At 38.7% G+C, this 19,389-nt stretch carries 20 protein-coding genes and 1 pseudogene; 8 read left to right on the top strand and 13 right to left on the bottom strand.

What is annotated here, in order from left to right; all coding sequences use genetic code 11:
- Positions 1–125 precede the first annotated feature (125 nt).
- Positions 126–1,943 carry a LapB repeat-containing protein gene (locus tag AC4PG0_RS06720; RefSeq protein WP_492167810.1) on the bottom strand — a complete coding sequence of 606 codons (1,818 nt, stop codon included), beginning with the start codon at positions 1,941–1,943 and terminating at the stop codon, positions 126–128.
- A 683-nt stretch (positions 1,944–2,626) separates the two neighbouring features.
- Between AC4PG0_RS06720 and AC4PG0_RS06715 the strand changes: the two genes are divergently transcribed.
- The 4 genes and pseudogenes from AC4PG0_RS06715 (at position 2,627) to AC4PG0_RS06700 (ending at position 4,306) form a co-directional block, all read left to right on the top strand.
- The gene (locus AC4PG0_RS06715) at positions 2,627–2,911 is read left to right on the top strand and encodes a DUF3130 domain-containing protein (RefSeq protein ID WP_033533472.1); all 285 of its coding nucleotides are present in this window, start codon (positions 2,627–2,629) and stop codon (positions 2,909–2,911) included.
- Positions 2,912–3,280 carry a hypothetical protein gene (locus tag AC4PG0_RS06710; protein ID WP_033533471.1) on the top strand — a complete coding sequence of 123 codons (369 nt, stop codon included), beginning with the start codon at positions 2,912–2,914 and terminating at the stop codon, positions 3,278–3,280. It abuts the gene before it with no gap.
- Positions 3,277–3,813, top strand: a pseudogene (locus AC4PG0_RS06705) (T7SS effector LXG polymorphic toxin); the annotation flags it as partial. The gene AC4PG0_RS06710 and the pseudogene AC4PG0_RS06705, both read left to right, overlap by 4 nt.
- Positions 3,814–3,934: 121 nt before the next feature.
- Entirely contained in the window at positions 3,935–4,306 is a 372-nt protein-coding gene (locus AC4PG0_RS06700; RefSeq protein WP_492167811.1) for an inorganic diphosphatase, read from the top strand.
- A 79-nt stretch (positions 4,307–4,385) separates the two neighbouring features.
- Here the strand turns inward: AC4PG0_RS06700 and AC4PG0_RS06695 are convergent, their stop codons facing one another.
- From AC4PG0_RS06695 to dhaM2, 11 genes are all read right to left on the bottom strand, one after another.
- Positions 4,386–4,718 carry a bacteriocin immunity protein gene (locus tag AC4PG0_RS06695; protein ID WP_003770286.1) on the bottom strand — a complete coding sequence of 111 codons (333 nt, stop codon included), beginning with the start codon at positions 4,716–4,718 and terminating at the stop codon, positions 4,386–4,388.
- Positions 4,719–4,783: 65 nt separating this feature from the next.
- Positions 4,784–6,781 (bottom strand): transketolase, encoded by a 1,998-nt coding sequence (tkt, locus tag AC4PG0_RS06690; RefSeq protein ID WP_003770288.1) that lies wholly within the window; start codon positions 6,779–6,781, stop codon positions 4,784–4,786.
- Position 6,782: 1 nt separating this feature from the next.
- The gene (fsa, locus tag AC4PG0_RS06685) at positions 6,783–7,439 is read right to left on the bottom strand and encodes a fructose-6-phosphate aldolase (RefSeq protein ID WP_003723193.1); all 657 of its coding nucleotides are present in this window, start codon (positions 7,437–7,439) and stop codon (positions 6,783–6,785) included.
- A gap of 46 nt (positions 7,440–7,485) precedes the next feature.
- Positions 7,486–8,250 (bottom strand): SDR family oxidoreductase, encoded by a 765-nt coding sequence (locus tag AC4PG0_RS06680; protein ID WP_203573543.1) that lies wholly within the window; start codon positions 8,248–8,250, stop codon positions 7,486–7,488.
- Positions 8,251–8,274: 24 nt separating this feature from the next.
- Positions 8,275–8,721 (bottom strand): ribose 5-phosphate isomerase B, encoded by a 447-nt coding sequence (rpiB, locus tag AC4PG0_RS06675; protein WP_003723196.1) that lies wholly within the window; start codon positions 8,719–8,721, stop codon positions 8,275–8,277.
- Positions 8,722–8,727: 6 nt separating this feature from the next.
- On the bottom strand, positions 8,728–9,492 hold the full coding sequence (locus AC4PG0_RS06670) for a triose-phosphate isomerase (protein WP_003770290.1): 765 nt from the start codon (positions 9,490–9,492) through the stop codon (positions 8,728–8,730).
- 3 nt (positions 9,493–9,495) lie between these two features.
- Entirely contained in the window at positions 9,496–10,146 is a 651-nt protein-coding gene (gene dhaL2, locus AC4PG0_RS06665) for a dihydroxyacetone kinase ADP-binding subunit DhaL2 (protein ID WP_003770292.1), read from the bottom strand.
- Positions 10,147–10,167: 21 nt separating this feature from the next.
- Positions 10,168–11,163 carry a dihydroxyacetone kinase subunit DhaK2 gene (dhaK2, locus tag AC4PG0_RS06660; protein WP_003770294.1) on the bottom strand — a complete coding sequence of 332 codons (996 nt, stop codon included), beginning with the start codon at positions 11,161–11,163 and terminating at the stop codon, positions 10,168–10,170.
- 21 nt (positions 11,164–11,184) lie between these two features.
- Positions 11,185–11,526, bottom strand: coding sequence for a Lin0368 family putative glycerol transporter subunit (locus AC4PG0_RS06655; protein WP_003729093.1), 342 nt, complete (start codon positions 11,524–11,526; stop codon positions 11,185–11,187).
- A 15-nt stretch (positions 11,527–11,541) separates the two neighbouring features.
- Entirely contained in the window at positions 11,542–11,973 is a 432-nt protein-coding gene (locus tag AC4PG0_RS06650) for a Lin0368 family putative glycerol transporter subunit (RefSeq protein ID WP_003760281.1), read from the bottom strand.
- 84 nt (positions 11,974–12,057) lie between these two features.
- Positions 12,058–12,435, bottom strand: a complete 378-nt coding sequence (gene dhaM2, locus AC4PG0_RS06645) for a dihydroxyacetone kinase phosphoryl donor subunit DhaM2 (RefSeq protein WP_003770298.1) — start codon at positions 12,433–12,435, stop codon at positions 12,058–12,060.
- A gap of 182 nt (positions 12,436–12,617) precedes the next feature.
- Here dhaM2 and AC4PG0_RS06640 point away from each other — a divergent pair, with 182 nt between their 5' ends.
- The 3 genes from AC4PG0_RS06640 to AC4PG0_RS06630 all read left to right on the top strand — a co-directional run bounded on the left by AC4PG0_RS06640 (position 12,618) and on the right by AC4PG0_RS06630 (position 15,927).
- Positions 12,618–13,382, top strand: coding sequence for a DeoR/GlpR family DNA-binding transcription regulator (locus AC4PG0_RS06640; protein WP_160466790.1), 765 nt, complete (start codon positions 12,618–12,620; stop codon positions 13,380–13,382).
- 66 nt (positions 13,383–13,448) lie between these two features.
- Positions 13,449–13,859 carry a GNAT family N-acetyltransferase gene (locus AC4PG0_RS06635; protein ID WP_492167812.1) on the top strand — a complete coding sequence of 137 codons (411 nt, stop codon included), beginning with the start codon at positions 13,449–13,451 and terminating at the stop codon, positions 13,857–13,859.
- Between the two features lie 97 nt (positions 13,860–13,956).
- The gene (locus AC4PG0_RS06630) at positions 13,957–15,927 is read left to right on the top strand and encodes an InlB B-repeat-containing protein (RefSeq protein ID WP_492167813.1); all 1,971 of its coding nucleotides are present in this window, start codon (positions 13,957–13,959) and stop codon (positions 15,925–15,927) included.
- Positions 15,928–15,968: 41 nt separating this feature from the next.
- Here AC4PG0_RS06630 and AC4PG0_RS06625 read toward each other — a convergent pair whose 3' ends face one another.
- The gene (locus tag AC4PG0_RS06625; RefSeq protein WP_267667319.1) at positions 15,969–17,495 is read right to left on the bottom strand and encodes a class I adenylate-forming enzyme family protein; all 1,527 of its coding nucleotides are present in this window, start codon (positions 17,493–17,495) and stop codon (positions 15,969–15,971) included.
- Between the two features lie 238 nt (positions 17,496–17,733).
- On the opposite strand from AC4PG0_RS06625, the gene AC4PG0_RS06620 reads away from it, so the two are divergent.
- Positions 17,734–19,254 carry a flavocytochrome c gene (locus AC4PG0_RS06620; RefSeq protein WP_010990363.1) on the top strand — a complete coding sequence of 507 codons (1,521 nt, stop codon included), beginning with the start codon at positions 17,734–17,736 and terminating at the stop codon, positions 19,252–19,254.
- The last annotated feature ends 135 nt before the right edge of the window (positions 19,255–19,389 follow it).

The following is a 19,389-nucleotide window of genomic DNA, read 5'->3' as shown; positions in this document are numbered from 1 at the left end:
GGAGAAATCTTTTTTACTACAGCTTTTTGATTGTACATTTTTTGCCAATAAGTAATCTACGTTATCAACCTGAAAAATAGATATAGAAAAAACCTTATCGCGAATGATAAGGTTTTTAATCACTATTAGACTGTTTTTTTCTTTCGTTTGATGAAAAATAGAATACCGAAGCTTAAACAAACAATTCCAGCTAATGACAAACTTAAGCTAGTAATATCACCTGTTTTTGGCAACTGCTTTTCGACTACTTTCACAGGTTGCTTGTCTGTACTTTTCCCACTGTTAACAGCTGCACCATCTTTATCGTTTCCGGGACTTTGCTCGTTGTTATCATCTTTATCTTTTGGTGGAGTAGGAGCGACAGGATTATCTGTACTTGGTTCTGCTGTCACATATACAATGACGTCTTTCGTAACATCTGATCCTGCCACGCTTAGAGTAACAACGTATTTACCGGGTGTTTGGAAGTCTACTACGTCAGCAAAATTGCTAGTGATGGTATCTGTTGCGGGAGTTACGCTTGCATGAATATCTTCCAGAAAGACTGTTTCTGTTTTTGTAATGCCTTCTTTGTAACTGATCTCGTCATCACTAGAAATACTGATAGTTTCTTTGCCAGTATATGGCACAGTAACTCTTCCAGAAAACACACCATAGTCATTGCTTTCGAATGTGTAACTTACTTCACCGTTATCTGGTAAATTTTCCCACGTAATAGTTCTAGTAGCTGCATCATAAACTCCGCCGTTTTCTGGTTTGATGATGGAAACAATATTACCATCCTTATCTAACAGGTCTGTAGGAACAGCGTATACAAGTGTATTATTTTGTGTCGTTTGGGTTGGGTTTACTAATGTTTGATCCATTGCTTGGTACCCGCCATTCTCAGCAGTAAGATAATCTGGTAAAGAACTAATATCTTTTAACTGGTTATTATTACATCTTACATCCAATACTGTCTCTCCAACAACTAGATTCGTTAGTTGATTATTATTACAAGATAAAAGTAATAAATTTATGTTTTTTCTAACATCTAAATTCGTTAGTTGATTGTCATCGCAATATAAAATCTCTAAAGCTAGATTTTGGGTAGTATCTAAATTCGTTAGTTGATTGTTTTCACAAGATAACTCTATTAAAGCTAGATTTTGATCAATATCTATATTCTTCAACTTATTGTTATCACAAGTCAAATACTCTAGAGCTTGGTTTTGGCTAACGTCTAAATTGGCTAACTGGTTATCAGAACAAACCAAAGTGTTTAAATTCGGATTTTTGCTAACATCTAAATCTGTAAGTTGATTTTTAGTACAACCAAGATTTGTTAAAGCTGGATTTCTACTAACATCTAAATTGGTTAACTGATTGACATCACAAGCCAAATAACGTAAAGCTGAGTTATTACTAACATCTAGCTTTGTTAACTGGTTTCTAGGGCAATATAAATACTCTAAAGCTGTATTTTGGCTAACATCTAGTTGTGTTAATTCATTGTTATCACAAGTCAATTCTTCTAGAGAAAGATTTTTACTGACATCTATACTTTTTAGTTGATTATCATCAAGATTAAGTATCTCTAGTCCAGTCAAATATTCGATTCCAGTAATATCTTCTATACCTTGGCTCCGTGCATCTAATTCAGTTATTTTAGCTAATTCCTCCACAGTTACAGATTCATCAACGTTTTTGTTCATTTTTTCTGCTACCGCTTTAGCCAAATTATTATCTGGAAAGTAATCATTATAGGTTTTAGTTCCAGCTTGGACAATTTGGTTTTTTAAGTTGTTAGCTGTTGTTTTTTCTTTTAAGTCTGTTGCAAGCGATTGGCTCTCACTTTTAGTTTCATTTACGGTTGTGCTCTCTGCGTGTACTATTGGTATCGGAAGGCTGCTTGTTACGGTGGCACTTAATGCAATTATTGTAAAAATTTTGGACAGTTTCATATTTAGTTACTCCTTCAGCTGCTATTGTCTTTAGCCCGTTCAGTTATATTAATCAAGAAGTATATTAGCATGGGAAGATTAGATTTTATATAGAAATCTCAAAAAAATACAAAATACCGGACAAATAGTGTCGAAATTGTTACAAATTAGGTTGGATTCTGATTTTTGAACAATACTTAATGTGATGGATTCGTGGATGAATGGTTCTATGTCTTTGTTTTAATCGTTTTTTGAGGTAAAAAACTAGTCGGAGGATTTGTCTCTGTGGAGCGCGGTTTTACTAATGATAGAGAAGAATTTCGCTTATTTCTAAATGAATAAGTCATAATAATAGTATAAATTTGTTGTGAGATTGATTTTATTCTGAAATCTGCTAAATTATTAAATCCGTAAATTATCTAAGCCAGATTTTAAGTGTTCATAAAATATTTATTCTAGTCAATCCGCACCAGTAAAAAATATGCAAGTGTCTTAATTGATAATAAAAGAGATATAGTTTGTGCTCATGAAGTCGATTCTAAGATTGATTTGAATAAGTTAGATGGTAGAATGTTAAATTTTTCACTTGAAAAGCTGATTTAGAGCTATTTTCCAATGAATTGTTTCACAGAACGCTCACAAAAGAAGTGCGCTACCGGTGATATAATGAGGGGGAAGGATATACATAGAGAGGAAGCGTACAGATGAGAGAAATAAAAGTCAACGAAAGGGCCTTCCAGCAACATGCAAGCAAATTGGTAAGTAAAAATTCGGGAAGATACTTGCCACTAAAAAACGGGAACATGGCATATTCGAGAGCCAATTCGATTGATCAATTGCGCTCGGCTTTGATTGAGTTGGTGGATGTCGTGGAAGATTTCCAACATGTGACCAAAAAAGATGCGAGCCGGCTTAAGAAAATGGGTATTGCTTATGCTAAACAAGACCAATTGATGGGACAAAAAATCAATCAGTTGGAGGTGCGTTAAATGGGTAGCGCACATAGTCAGCTTGAACAACAACTCCAACAAATTAAAAAAGCGAAAATAACGGCAGAAACAGATGTTGACCAAACGAGAAGAAAACAAAATGAACAAGATTGGCTAGAAGAGGACAGCGACCAATTAACACAAGAAAAACTGGTGTTATTAGACTTTTTACGCAGTGGCTGGCAAGGCGAAGAAGCCAGTGGTTTTCATCGGTATTTAGAAGAGCAACAACACGAAGAGTCCGTGGCTTGGAAGAAGGATCTCCAAGATAAAAGAACCGATTTAGACAAGGAACTACAAGAAAATAAGAACAGGCTCCACGCACTAGGAACAAAACAAGCCACCTTGCAAAAGGAGTGGAGTAAGTGAGCCGGATAGATATTGCGGAATTGAATGATTTTCTCTACGGCTTACGAAAGAGTAACGCGGAAGCTAAAACGATGATTAATCAGATTAAAGATGCAGCGATGGATTATGCCCAAGACAATAGTTTAAAAGGGGAAGCAGTTACTACCTCCAAACGGTATTTTAAGAGTATCTATACAAGTATTTGCCAAAGCATCATTGAGGCACTGGATGAAAGTGAGGAGCGGCTCGCGCAATATATTCGCGTGTTCGGGAGCCAAGTGGATAGCTCACCTTCCGCTAGAATTGATGCAGAAATCTTACAAGAAGCGATGGCCAAGGTTAGCCAGTTGCAGCGAAAAGAAGAAGATTTACACCGGCAATTGACGGCACCGAACACGAAGCCAGATATGCAACAAGTCTATGCAATAAAATCAAGAAGTGTGCATACGCAATTACTGAAAGCCATCGAATAAGAGAATATCCTAGAAAAATATTTGGCTTTTGAACAAAGTCATGGCCCGTTTTTTAATGCATTAGCCGAACTCATTCGAGCATAGATTGTTAGTTAAAGTTTTTCATAAAAAAACTAAATCGTTTGGAACTGGGAAAAGAAGGCATATACAAAGGTACTTCATTCGAATTTTGAAATAAAAAACATAGAAAGGAGAAAATCATATGGTTTCACGTAAACAATTAACCCATAAAACTCAACTTTCTAAAACAAAAAAACAAACTCTAAAAGTAACCATAGATCGCCCTATAGGTTATACTGACAAATTCGGCAATGTCTATCCGCTGAATTATGGGTTTGTGGAAGGTATCATTGGTGGTGACGGGGAAGAACAGGATGTTTATATTTTATCGAGAGAGATTTCTGAGCTGATTGAAACGTTTCAAGGAGATTTAATTGCGGTGATTACTCGGAATGATGATGTGGAAGATAAATGGGTTGTCGCACCGCAAAATGAGAATTTCACCATAGAGGAAATTAGAGAGAAAGTCCATTTTATCGAGCAATATTTCGATTCGGAAATTAAATTGATTTAGGGTGCTTTTACAAGCTAGACAAATAAAAACAGGAATTCTCTATTTGGATGTAGAGGATTCCTGTTTTTTACAGTTCATTTTAATTGCTTGGAAATTGATTGGTCACATTTAAAGTGTTCATTCCGCCCCAAAAGCCTTTTGAAAGAGCGATTTTCTCTATCTCTTTTAATACGTTTGCTTCCTCAGGATTTAAATGGATTTTTTCGACGAAGCATAAGGTATGGATATTTTGATAGACAGAACGAGCTTCTAATTCGACTGTTTGAGAGGCTTTTTGGGCTCGGGTGATAGCTGTAGTCAAAATTTCTTGTAGCCGGGACGAATTTTGGTTATTTAAAGAAGTATCCGCCTCAAATAAATTCTTCAATTCCTCGAATAAATCTATAAGTGCCTCTGGAGTATTCTTTTTCATTAAAACGCACCTCTTTTAATAAAGTATCTTACTATAGAATACTCCTTTTTGATAATTGAATCCACCTACAACTGCTTCAATGCAAGTTCCGTCAAGTTCTCTACAGTAAAGCCAAATCGTTCTGCCAGCTCGTCTCCCGGGCCAGACATCCCAAACGAATCAATCGCGAGGATTTCGCCTGCATCACCGAGGTATTTGTGCCAGCCGTATGAGGCGCCCATTTCAGCGGCGAAGCGTTTTTTCACTGCTTTTGGTAAAATGGACTCTTTATATTCGGGGCTTTGTTTGTCGAATAAATCAAAGCTTGGCATGCTGACTACGCGTGCGCCGAAGCCTTTTTTAGCAAGATTATCTCTGACAGCTGTCATTAGGTGTACTTCGGATCCAGAAGCGAGTAAGATAATATCTAGTTTATCAAGCGGGGAATCGGCTAAGATGTAAGCACCTTTTGCTAGACCGGTTTTCGCTTTTGCTGCGCTGTTTGGTAAAATTGGCAGGTTTTGGCGGCTAAGAACGAGCATGGTTGGTTGTTCTTTTTGAGTAAAGGCAAAGCGATATGCTTCAACGGTTTCGTTGCCGTCAGCTGGTCGGATGACGTGAAGTCCCGGCATGGCGCGGAAGGAAGCGAGATGCTCGATTGGTTCGTGCGTTGGACCATCTTCACCGACTGCGATGGAATCATGGGTCATAATGAAGGTGGATGGAATGCCCATTAAGGCTGCTGAACGAATCGCGGAACGTAGATAATCCGAGAATACGAAGAAGGTCGCGCCGAATGCTTGAACTCCGCCGTGAAGCGTCATGCCGTTGACTGCTGCTCCCATCGCAAATTCGCGGACGCCGAACGAAATATTCTTGGCCGCATAGTTACCTGGAGCAAATCGTTCGCTAGCTTTTAAATGGGTTTTGTTGGAGGAAGCTAAATCAGCCGCACCACCAAATAAGTTAGGTAGTTTTTTCTCCAATTCTTGAAGGACAATCCCTGATACTTCACGGGTTGCAACTGGTTTATCATTATTTTCATCAAAGACAGGTAATTCTGCATCCCAATCTGGATTCAAATTATCATCCATTAATTGTTGCAAACTTTCTGCGAGTGCTGGATATTTTTGTTTGTAAGCATTGAATGTCCGGAGCCAGCTGCTTTCACTCGCGCGACCTTTAGAATGATAAAATTCTTTCTGATTTTCGACAGTTTTTGGTAATTCAAAAGGTGGCATTTGCCAGTCGTAAGCTTCTTTTGCTAGCTTGAGTTCTTTTTCACCAAGTGGGGAGCCGTGTGCCGCTGATTTTCCGGCTTTTCCGGGGCTACCGTAACCGATGACTGTCTTCACTTCGATTAAAGTAGGGCGGGATTTTTCGGTTTTTGCAAGATGAATTGCTGCATCAAGCGCATCTAAGTCATTCCCGTCGTCCACACGTAGCGTTTGCCAGCCAGCAGCTCGGAATCTAAGCTCGATGTCTTCAGAAAATGACTCATTCAAATCACCATCAAGTGAAATATCGTTTGAATCATATAAAACAACTAATTTTCCCAGTTTTAAATGGCCGGCAAGGGACGCGGCTTCGTAGGAAATACCTTCCATCAAGCAGCCGTCACCGCATAGCACATAGGTATTATGATCAACAACCGGGAATTCAGGTTGGTTAAATTTGGCGCCAAGGTGAGCCTCGGCCATTGCCATCCCAACTCCCATCGCGAAACCTTGACCAAGCGGACCGGTAGTTGCATCGACACCAACCGTATGACCAAATTCAGGATGACCGGGCGTTTTACTGCCAGTTTGGCGGAAGTTTTTCAGCTCGCTCATTGGTAAATCATAACCAAATAGATGTAGCAAACTATAAAGCATTGCCGAACCGTGACCAGCTGACAAAACGAAGCGATCGCGGTTAAACCAAGTTGGATGTTCTGGGTTGAATTTTAAATGATTTTTCCAAAGCGAGAAAGCCATTGGTGCGGCTCCCATCGGCAAACCGGGATGTCCGGAGTTCGCTTTTTCAATCATATCCATTGATAATACGCGAATCGAGTTAACCATTTGTTCATCAATTCTGCTCATATTAATTGCCTTCTTTCTGACTAAACGCTTCCCAATCTTTTAAAAATCCTTCAATACCTTTATCAGTCAAAGGATGAGACCAAAGTTTCGGGAAAAGGCTTCCTGGGATAGTCGCGATATGTGCTCCGGCTTCAGCAGCTTCTTCTAAATGCCCGATATGGCGGATGCTTGCGGAAATGATTTCTGCTTTTAGACCATAATTATCAAGCACTTTTTTCAAGTTTTTAATTAAAATCATTCCGTCTGTACCAATATCATCTAGTCTTCCTAAGAACGGGCTAATATAAGTCGCGCCAGCTTTTGCAGCCATTAATCCTTGGGAAACAGTGAAAATAAGCGTAACATTTGTTTTAATGCCTTCAGCTGTGAGGGTATGGACTGCTTTTAAACCTTCTTCCGTCATAGGAATTTTTACTACTACATTTGGCGCCCATTTTGCTAGAATTCGAGCTTCTTCTACCATTTTGTCTGCTTCGAGGCCGATAACTTCTGCGCTAACTGGGCCGTCTACGATAGAACAAATTTCTTTAATTACTTCTTCAAATGGTCGACCTTCTTTAGCGATGATGGTTGGGTTGGTTGTCACACCGTCCACTAAACCTAGTTCGCTAATTCGTTTTATTTCCGATACGCTTGCTGTGTCCAAGAAAAATTTCATTATTTACTCGCTCCATTCTCTCAGCTGAACTTTAAAGCTGAATACTTTATTTAATCGTATAACCGCCGTCGATAATAAGGTTTTCACCAGTAATAAGGCTCGCTGCGTCACTTACTAAAAAGAGGGCACATGCGGCAACTTCTTCTGGATAACCAAATCTACCGGCTGGAATTAATTTTTTCATATCTTCGCCAACTTGACCTGCCCAAGCTTTTTTGCCAAGTTCCGTCAAGATAACGGTTGGGGAAATCGCATTAACATTAATGTTGTAAGGCGCCCATTCCATTGCTAGCACTTGAGTCATTGAAACAATCGCAGCTTTACTAGCACAGTAGGCAACGTGTTTATCAAGTGCGATGACAGAAGCTTGAGAAGCCATATTAACGATTTTACCGCCACCAGTTGCAATCATTTCGCGACCGATAATTTGCGCCATTAGGAACGAACCTTTTAAGTTCAGTTCCATTGTTTTATCCCAGTATTCTTCTGGTAATTCTTCTGCTTTTTCGAGAAGTGCGACACCAGCTGAATTGGCTAAAATATCGATTTTTGGATAGACTTTTTTAATTTCGGCAACGACTTTTTCGATGTTTTCTTTCTTAGTAATGTCGACTTGAAGTGCGAGCGTTCTTGAAGGGTTAATTTGCGCTGCGACATCTTTTACATCTTCTTTAATATCAAGCAAGACAACATAAGCTCCTTTTTCGGAAAAAAGTTCTGCCATTGCTTTACCAATCCCGCTTGCTGCCCCAGTTACCACGGCTACTTTGTCTGTAATGTTAAAATCTTTATCAAAACCTTTAAAAGTCATTTTTCATTACCTCCAATAAATTTTTTATCTATTTTTTTGGTCGATTTCTTCCATTAAATCTACTTTTGCTTGGGAGCGTCCGCCCGAAAAGTCGCTATCCAGCCATGTATCAAGTAGAGATACGGCAAGGGATGGCCCTATTACTAGAGCTCCCATGGTCATAATATGTGCGTCGTTACTTTTTCTTGCACGTTCTGCTGAATACGAATCATGAATTTGTGCTGCGCGAATGCCGTGAATTTTGTTTGCTGTAATGGCCATTCCAATACCTGTACCGCAAATGAGAATCCCCCGGTCGAAATCGTTATTTTTTACTTCTAGCGCTACTTTTTCGGCAATGCTTGGATAAAGTACTTTTTCATCTTCAAAACTGCCGAAATCAGTGAACTCGATATTTTTCTCCTTTAAACGTGCGATCAGGGTTTGTTTTAATTCGTAACCCATTTCGTCACAACCAATTGCGATTTTCATACTAACTCATCCTTTCGCTTTGCTAACAATAGAAACAATGTCGGCAAAATTTTGCGGTTTATGGCCAAATCTTCCGACGAATAAACCATCGACATTTTTTTGACGGACAATTTCTGCGGCATTTTCTTTGCTGACCGAGCCACCGTAAATAATTCTTACGAGCGTTTCATCGCCGCCTAGTTCGCGAATAATTTCGCGCAAAGCTTGATGAGCGCTTTCGATGTAGTTTGTCTCAGCTGAAGACGCCTTTCCAATTGCCCATTCCGGTTCATAAGCCAGAACAACATTTTCCCACTGTGCTAAATTAATTGTCTGAAACAGCGCTTTGATTTGTTTTTTTAGCGCATGTTTTAATTCATTTGTATCATTCGCACGGATTTCTTCACCCACACAGACAACCGGAGTGATTTCTTCGTCCAGCGCAAGTTTAATTTTCTTCGCTATCTCACTAGTTTTCTCGTGAAAAAGGTTTTTGCGTTCTGCGTGACCAATTTCGACATAGTTCGCGTTTAGATCAATGATAGATTCCACCGAAAATTCACCAGTTAGCGGGCCGGATTTCTCCGGCGCCATATTTTGTGGACCAAAGCCAAATGATGTCCCCGCTAAAAGGTTGGCGGTCGTTTCGAGTGTGCCCATAGAAGGAAAGATAAACGTATCCACATCAGAAAAATTTTCAAGAAGAGGGATAGTCGCTTCTAACCATTCAGATGTCTGAGCCCGAGTGTTAATATAGTTTTTCATATTAATTCCAACTAAGGGTTTACGCATAAATCAGACCGCCTTTTTTAAATTTTCTAAAATGACATTCATTAACATCCAAGACGATTCAGAGCCAGGATCAAGATGGCCGATTGCTCGTTCGCCAAGTCTTAGTGCGCGACCTTTCTTAGCAATAAGTGGGATAGTGGACTGAGCGCCAGCATGCATAGCATCTACAAATGCGGAAAAAGTTTCGATTGGATCTGCATTTGTATCTCGATTTTGAAGAACTTCCACGCCAGGCAAGAAGGCATCCATCATCGTTTTATCACCAAGTTCGGCTTTTCCGCGATGTTGAACCGCAGCGGCCCCATTTATAATCATGCCGCAAAGCTCGTCGAAGTTAACCTCCGTTTTCCCAGGAACATCAGCGCCACATTTCATAAAGAAACTGCCATAAAGCGGGCCAGATGCGCCGCCAACTTTTCCAAGGAGAATCATTCCGGATTTTTTAAGTAAGGTTGCAATATCGGGAGAAACAGTGAGTAATTCGTCTAATTGTTTATTCACTTCACGAAAGCCAATGCTGAGATTGATTCCGTGATCGCCGTCTCCAATATCCGAGTCCAGTCCGGTTAAGTAATCACGTTCTTTTTCAATTAGCGCTCCCATGTCCTGTAAAACGTGGCCGAAAAAAGCGCTATCCATAACTAATTCGCTCATTTTTATTCCTCCAGTAGTAATTTAGTCCACTTTGAAATATGGTGTGTCGCACGGTGTATCTAAAAGATCTTTCAGTTCATCGTCTAAACGAACCAGTGTAATCGACATACCAATCATATCCATCGAAGTCGCGTAGTTCCCAACAAGTGGGCTATGAATGTGTACGCCTTTTTCTTTCAAAATTTCATCCACGCGGCGATAACAAATGTATTGGTCCATCACTGGTAAACCGCCAAGTCCATTGATAAGTACATGTACTTCTTCGCCAGCAGTTAATTTCATTTCTTCTATAAGATAGCCCATAATTTGATCGACTACTTTATCAGCTGGTTCGATGGAAGTACGTTTGATTCCTGGTTCACCATGAATCCCCATACCAACTTCCATTTCGCCTTCTTTCATTTCGAAAATAGCTTTACCAGTTACAGGAAGGGTAGAAGAAGAAAGCGCAACACCCATCGAGAATGTATTTGCATTAGCTTTTTCAGCGGCTTGTTTCACCGCATCTAGGTCAAGTCCTTTTGCTGCTGCAGATGCCGCTGCTTTAAATACAATTAAGTCACCAGCCACACCACGACGATCTTCTACATTTTCAGCAGAGTAAATATCATCTGTTACAAGCACTGTTTCAACGCGAATACCGTCATCCGCAGCCATTTCAGCGCCCATATCAAAGTTCATCACATCGCCAGCATAATTTCCGTACATATATAAACAACCTTTACCGCTATCAACGGCTTTTACCGCGTTATAACAAGGTTCTGGAGAAGGGGATGTATTAATATTACCGACTACCGCCGCATCCGCGAAATCTTTCCCAACATAACCAAGGAAAAGTGGTTCATGACCAGAACCGCCACCAACGATAATCCGCACACGAGGTTCTTCGCTCATTTGTTTGCTTACGATTACTCGCTTATCATTTTCTGCAAAATCTACGTATTTCCCTTGTGCCGCAACATAACCAGCTAACATTTCTTCTACTGCTTCATACCCATCATTCACTAAACGTCTCATTTTTCTTCCTCCTTCATATTTTTATAAGAATAGTGATAGTAAAAATCCGCCAAGCACGCCGCCAACAACAGCCGCTGCCAAATTGACTACCGATTTAGAAAATTTACCGCCTGTTAAAAGGGAAGCTGTGAATACACCAATACCAGCTGCAACCGCCATATCTACCCAAACTGTTCCAGATTGATAGATCATTGATTTTGGAATACCATGATTAATTGTCCAAACTGTACCAACGATAAATGCTGCTGCCATCCAACCTCCGATAGCACCCCATTCATCAACCATTTTTCCCCACATCATTCGAATAGCAAAAGGGAATAAAAAGCCACCTGCAATCGTTGCTAATGCAATACCAATGCTCATTATTTACACTCCTTTTTAGACTAATTGATTTTCGTTTAAACGCTCTTCTTCTTTAATATTCATGCCAGGTTCTGTTTTTTCTTGTTTTGCTTCATGTTTTCTTGCCATATCTTTTTCAATTGCTGCTGCTACGATTCCAGCTAAAACGGCTCCAATCGCAACAAGACCAATCGTTGGAAGCGAACTTACTAACTCGCCACCACCACGCATAAAGACATCACGCATAATTCCGCAAATCCCAATTCCGACAGCCATATCAACGAACGCTGCATCTTCATCATTTTCGATTAAACCAACATGGTGATTCATAAACCACATTGGCCCAATAATAATGAACGCTGCCAGATAACCTCCAAAAATACCATAATTCTCGGCAAGTGGAGTCCAAACACTCATAACAATCATACCTGCGATACAAAAACCAATCATTCCTCTAAAGAATTTCATAATAAACTCCTTTCGAAAATAGTATTGTCATGTAAAAATTAATTTACATTGTTCCCAGTTACAAAATTGCGTTTTATTACTTTTTTAATGCACATTTGTGAGTTCTTGTAGGATAGCTTCTTTGGATGGATTAACGAGAGATTGAACAGCAGCAGTAAATGCGCCTTCAACTAATGGGGCATCAATTATCGTTGTTTTTTCTAGAAGTTCAGTATCTAATAATTCAAGTGCTGTTTCGGCACTTAAGATAGCGCTTCCAATATCGCAAAAAATATAAATATGTTCAGAATTAGTGCAAGTCGCGATATTATCGGCTATCATGAGTGCATTTGTGCCAAGGCGCCCATCGCCAGTTCCGCCAGAAGAAATAATATGTACTGTATCTCCAACCATTTCAACAATCATTTCCTGGAGGCCTTCTGTGATTTTTTGACTGTGAGATACTAAAACAATACTTATCATTTGGTTGCTCCTTTCTGTTTTTAATTGTGTTTAGTTGCTATTTAAATCCTAACATACTTGTTTTTTATTGTAAAGTGTTATCTTTTGTTGTGTTTTATAAAATATATTTGTGTTTTGTTATTTTTTTGGGTAATATGTATATACATAAAGAAATCATTGATAGGTAAAAGGAGGGCGAGCAGATGTTTCCATTTGAAAGACAAAACAAAATTATTCATCTACTAGACCAAAATAACAAAATAACTGTACCAGAATTAAGTCGTATCTTGGATGTCTCGATTAGCACCATCCGAAATGATTTATCTGCGTTAGAAGAAAGCGGGATGATAAAAAAAGTACACGGGGGTGCGGTGCTTTTAAAAAGTGAAGAGAAATTTACTAATTTTAATGACCGAATTATTCGCAACATCGAAGAAAAAGAAGCGATTGCGAAAGAAGCGGCGACTTTAGTAAAAAACAACCAAACGATTATCCTTGACGCCAGTTCAACGGCGCTTGCACTAGCAAAAGAATTACATGGTTTTTCAAGACTGACTGTGATTACAAGCGGTCTTTATACGGCGATCGAACTAAAAGACAACCCGAATATTAGCGTCATTTTAACAGGCGGGATTGTAACAACGAATTCTTTCACGTTGGAAGGTATTCTTGGCGCAAATTTAATTGAAAATATCCACGCTGATTTATGTTTTATGTCAGCTAAAGGTTTTACAATGGAGGAAGGCTTAACCGATTTCAACATTTATGAAACCGAACTAAAACGACTTCTTGCAAAAAGAACCAATAAACTGGTTGCGCTTCTAGATCATACAAAAATGGGAGTAATCTCCACCGCAAGCATTACAGCAGCAGAAAACATCGATTTACTAATTACAGATAACAAGATAAATAAAGCATTATATAAAAAATTCCAAGATGCGGAACTTCCTGTCAAAATTGCGGAATAAAATAGAAATTGAAACTCTTTGGGCGACAATTGGTTCAAAGAGATTTTTTTTGATAGGAGATTGAAAATGGATTATATTATTACAACTGATTTACCAAATGCGGAGGAATTTGTTAAACTTCGAGTGGATGCTGGTCTTAGTTTTCGATCTATTGAAGTATCACGTCAGGCTCTGTTGAAGAGTGTGTATTTTGTGGGGTTACGTTCGAAAAGAGACGATGTACTTATTGGAATGGGACGGCTCATTGGTGATGGAATTATGTTTATCGTTTCTGATATAGCAGTACTTCCAGAATTTCAAGGTAAGGGTTATGGAAAACTAATTATGACCCATATTAAAAATTACATTGATTCGAATTTAGATAAAACTGCTTGTGTTACATTACTTGCCGATGTACCAGCAGATCGTTTATACAAACAATTTGGCTTTCGGGAGTCAGCACCAGCTTCAATCGGAATGATTTACCAAATGAAATGAAAACAGCTTGAGGGTGTCCTCGAGCTGTTTTTTATGTTTCTGCTGATAAGAAAATGGGAACTAGATACTATTAAACTTTTTTGTCAGGGGGAGCAAGATGAAATCTAAAGGGAGACTGTTTTTGTACGTTGTTTTGGCGTTGTCGATTGTTATTGGAACGAATGTATTTATAAAAATAGACGCATACGCAGCCGCTGCACCGCCAGCTGCAATCAACCAGATTTTTCCAGATGATGCTTTAGCGAAAGAAATTCAAACTGCACTCGGAAAGTCTAGTACAGCAGAGGTTGTCACACAAACAGATTTAGATACTATTAATTCATTAACCCTTACATCTAAAGGAATCAGCTCCATAGAAGGCATGAACTACTTGACCAATTTAGGAACTTTAATTTTATCAAGTAATCAAGTAAGCGATATTTCGCCACTGAAGGGATTAACTAATTTGACCATGCTTCAGTTAAGTGGAAATCCGATTAGCGACATTAGCGCACTTAGTAACTTAAAAAACTTACAAGCTCTAGATATTAACGACGCGCAAATCACTGACATCACGCCACTGAGCGGTTTAACAAATCTAAAGGGTTTAGGCTTATATAATAATCAGTTGGAGAACCTTAGTGGAGTAAATAATTTACAACAACTCCGCTCCTTAAATGTTAGTAATAATAAGCTTACAAACCTAGATGAGCTACAAACGCTAAGCAATTTAGGCGTTCTATATGCAAATGGAAACCAAATTAACAATCTTCAGGGGCTGAGTACTTTAAAAAATCTGTTCTTGCTTGATTTATCAACGAACCAAATTGTGGATACTACTCCACTCGCCGGCTTAACCAATGTACAAACATTATACTTATCAAACAATCAAATTAGTGATGTAACTGGTCTTTCGAGTTTAATAAATTTAGATTGGCTCGATATAAGTCAAAATAAAATTAGTAATATTAGACCTTTAAACAGTTTAACAAAGCTAACAATTATTCAAATGACCAATCAATTAATCGTAAACGAACCAATAAGTTTCGAAAGCACCATAACTATTCCTAATTTAATAAAAAACATTGCGGAACAAACGATTGATCCAGATACGATTAGCGATAGCGGTGTGTATGCGAATGGATCAGTTACGTGGAATTTACCTACTTATATTCCAAAAGTCAGCTATACTTTTATTGAACGTGATACGGTTGGGAATGCAACTGGTAATTTCAGTGGGACTGTAGAACAACCATTAGTGCAATATTTTAAAGCGACTTTCAATATTGACGGGCAAGAAACAACGGAAAATGTCGAAACAGGGACACTTTTACAAGAACCACCAACCCCAGTCAAAGAGGGTTATACATTTAACGGGTGGTATGATGCTGAAACAGGTGGAACAAAATGGGACTTTACAGCCGATACGATGCCAGCAAATGATATAACCTTGTATGCCCAGTTTAGTATTAATAGTTATACCGCGACTTTTGATGCAGATGGCGTCACTTCTACTCAAACGGTAGACTATCAAGGTTTACTAGAAGAGCCACCAGCACCAACTAAGGATGGTTATACATTTAAAGGTTGGTATGATGCCAAAACTGGTGGAACAAAATGGGACTTCACAAACAATCAAATGCCAGCGAAAGATATAACCTTGTATGCCCAGTTTAGTATTAATAGTTATACCGCAACTTTTGATGTAGATGGCGTTATTTCTACTCAAACGGTAGATTATCAAGGTTTACTAGAAGAGCCACCAGCACCAACTAAGGATGGTTATACATTTAAAGGTTGGTATGATGCCAAATCTGGCGGAACAAAATGGGATTTCGCAAACAATCAAATGCCAGCGAAAGACATAATCTTGTATGCCCAGTTTAGTAAAGATGCAGCTTCTGGTGGGGACGGTGGAGGAACCGATGAAGGCGGAGGCAACTCTGAAAATAGTACAGATGGAACTACTAATACGGATACTATAAACCACATCGTACTACCAGCAACAGGAGATCATCGTGTACTTTTTCCAATTTTTATTGGGACATTTCTTACGGGTTTAGCACTCTTTACACTTAGAAGAAAATAAATGAAAAAGCAGCTGCATGACGCAGCTGCTTTTTTTGAAACTTATTTTTTCAATTCTCGTTCCATCTGCAAACGTTGTACTTTCATTGTTGCAGTGCGCGGAATCTCATCATATTTCATCACAATTGGCTCATTCATATGTGGTAGATCAGAAACTGCGTCCCACCATGCATCCCAGTTCATTTCTTTATCATCATGAACAGCGATAATTGGTTGCGGGCTGCCGTTTTCACCACGGATAATAACGACTTCATCGAGGAAAGTAAGCGTATCAAGCAGTTTATCTTCAATCGCAAGTGTGCTATCGATCGTTTCGACTAAATCAACTTGACGATCTTGCAAGAATAAGCGGCCTTGCTCATCTTTCATACCGTAGTCACCGCTGTCCCACCAAGGTCCATACACATTTTCTTCAAAACGAGCTTCTTCTTTGTAATAAGTAAGGGCGCGACCTTTAGACAGCATTTGGATATTACCGCTAACTCCGGGTGCAACTGGATTACCGTCTTGGTCCACAATCCGAACCTCGGTTAAACCTGGTACACCAATTCCCATATCACGCGCATTTAACGTTTCGATGGATTGCAGTGTATGGCCACGTAAAATCATTGGACCACATTCACTTTGCCCATAAATTTGTAAGAAAATTGGTTTTTTATATTCAGAAGTACGAAGGAAAACCGCCATTGTTTCTTTGTTAATCGCATCAAATGTAGAATGATAAAATTTAATGCTTTGGAAAACATCTGGTTTTTCACGAGCAAGCGATGCCCATTGAACAAAATGATTTGGATGCGTTTCGAGTACATACGGTTTGTATTCGCGTAGCACTTTTTCGACATTTGCTTTAGACGGGTTGGCAATTGGCAGAAGTGGGAAACCAAGCGACATCAAGGACGAAACACCAATGTTAAAACGAGAATGTACTGGTGAGATATGGAAAGCTACAAGCCCTCTTGGTTTGATGAAATTAAGAATACGTCGTTGGTATTTCGTTCTCCAACCCATCGAATTCGCAGAGTGAGCGATTAATTTTGGCACACCAGTTGTTCCAGAAGTGTGAGTCATATAAGCAATCATATCTTTTGGTAATTCCTCTTGCTCACAAGTATAGCCGTCTAATGGCGCTTTGAACAATTGTTCAGCATTGATCAATCTTGAGTCCGGCAAATTGTTTAACTGATGGCTTTTCTCAGAAGTCTCAGAATCAAAAAGCAACCAGGGTTGATCAAGGCGATTAACAAAAATATCAATAGTGGATGCTGGAAGATGAGGCGAAACCATAATTGGCACAGCACCAATATAAGAAATCGCAACTGCTAAAATATAAGAATCAAATTTGGCAGATTTATAAACGATTACTTTTTCTTCTTTACGCACACCGAATCTATGTAGATGAGCTGCTTTTTGGATGATAGCTTCTTCGCATTTTTTGTAAGTGGTGTGAAGACCTAATTCAGGAAAAGTAACAAGTTCTTCATCAAAATGGATTGGCATTTCTGGATAGCGTTCAGCAGATTTTTTGAAGTTGGTATAGAGATTAAGCGGTTCATACTTTTTTATCGTCATATGGCGATGCTCCTTTAATATTTGATGTTGTTATTATATCACTTTGTCGAAATAATGAGGAGTGGTTACTAAAAACATTTTCGTCATTTTAAAAAAATCTGTAAATTGCTTGTTTTCTTAATTCAAGAAATCCTACAGATACCCTATAAAGAAATCTCAATTAATGATATAATATGTTAATATAATCACAAACTGTTTGGCAGAAGGAAAATTTTTAAAAAAAGTGGAGGTACAAAAAATGAAAAAAAGGATAGCTACAACTCTCATCATGCTACTATCACTTGCATTAATCATCGCAGGTTGTGGCAGTAACAACACAAGTAAAAGTGACTCGGCGAAAACGAAAGAAAAAGAAAAAACAGAAGTAACATCAGGGGCGTCAAAAACAAGTTATACAGACCCATCTGAATTAAAAGATAAATACGATATTGTTATCGTTGGTGCAGGTGGCGCGGGAATGTCAGCAGCACTAGAAGCAAAATCTAAAGGGATGAACCCAGTAATTCTTGAAAAAATGCCACTTGCAGGCGGAAACACAATGAAAGCCTCTTCTGGTATGAATGCATCTGAAACTAAATTCCAAAAAGAACAAGGAATTAATGATAGCAATGACAAGTTTTATGAAGAAACATTAAAAGGCGGTCACGGAACAAACGATAAAGCAATGCTTCGTTTCTTCGTAGATAACTCCGCTAGTGCAATTGATTGGTTAGACTCTATGGATATTAAATTAAACAACTTAACTATCACAGGCGGAATGAGCGAAAAACGTACCCACCGTCCTGAAGATGGCTCAGCAGTTGGTAAATACTTAGTAGACGGTTTACTAAAAAATGTACAAGAACAAAAAATTCCAGTCTTCGTTAATGCAGATGTAAAAGAAATTACACAAAAAGACGGAAAAGTAACTGGTGTTAAAGTAAAATTAAACAATAAAGACGAAAAAACAATTAGCTCGAACGCAGTAGTTGTAACAACTGGTGGTTACGGCGCTAATAAAGATATGATTGAAAAAGAACGTCCAGACTTAAAAGGATACGTAACAACGAACCAAGAAGGAAGTACTGGCGACGGTATTAAAATGATTGAAAAACTTGGCGGGACAACAGTAGATATGGACCAAATCCAAGTTCACCCAACAGTTCAACAAGATAAGTCTTACCTTATCGGTGAAGCTGTCCGCGGTGAAGGTGCGATTTTAGTTTCTCAAGAAGGTAAACGTTTTGGAAACGAACTAGATACACGTGATAACGTAACTGCTTCCATCAATAAATTACCAGAAAAATCCGCATACCTAATATTCGATTCAGGCGTAAAAGATCGCGTAAAAGCTATCGCGCAATACGAAGAAATGGGCTTTGTTGAAGAAGGTAAAACAATTGATGAATTAGCTAGCAAAATCAATGTTCCAAAAGAAGAACTAACGAAAACATTAGACACTTGGAATGCAAGCGTTAAAAACAAAAAAGACGAAGCATTTGGTAGAACAACCGCAATGGATAATGATTTATCCAAAGCTCCATACTACGCAATCAAAATCGGCCCAGGAATTCATTACACAATGGGTGGCGTAAAAATCAATACAAATACAGAAGTTTTAGATAAAGACGGTAAACCAATCACAGGACTATTTGCTGCAGGCGAAGTAACTGGTGGCTTACACGGGGAAAACCGTATCGGTGGGAACTCTGTCGCTGAAATCATTATTTTTGGACGTCAAGCTGGCGATAAATCAGCAGAATTTGTAAAAGCGAAGTAAAAATTTCTTAACCAATAGTTATGTGATTACTTAAAAATAAAAACTTGCTAAGACGCTTAAAATAGACGTTTTAGCAAGTTTTTTTATTGGCTAAGTAAAGCGTTAGTGTAGTACTATGGATAGGAGCTAATACTA

It is taken from the genome of Listeria sp. MAN/IMW/UF464, assembly GCF_058683955.1.
Note: the sequence above shows the minus strand (reverse complement) of the source record. Positions and strands in the feature narration are given on the sequence as shown.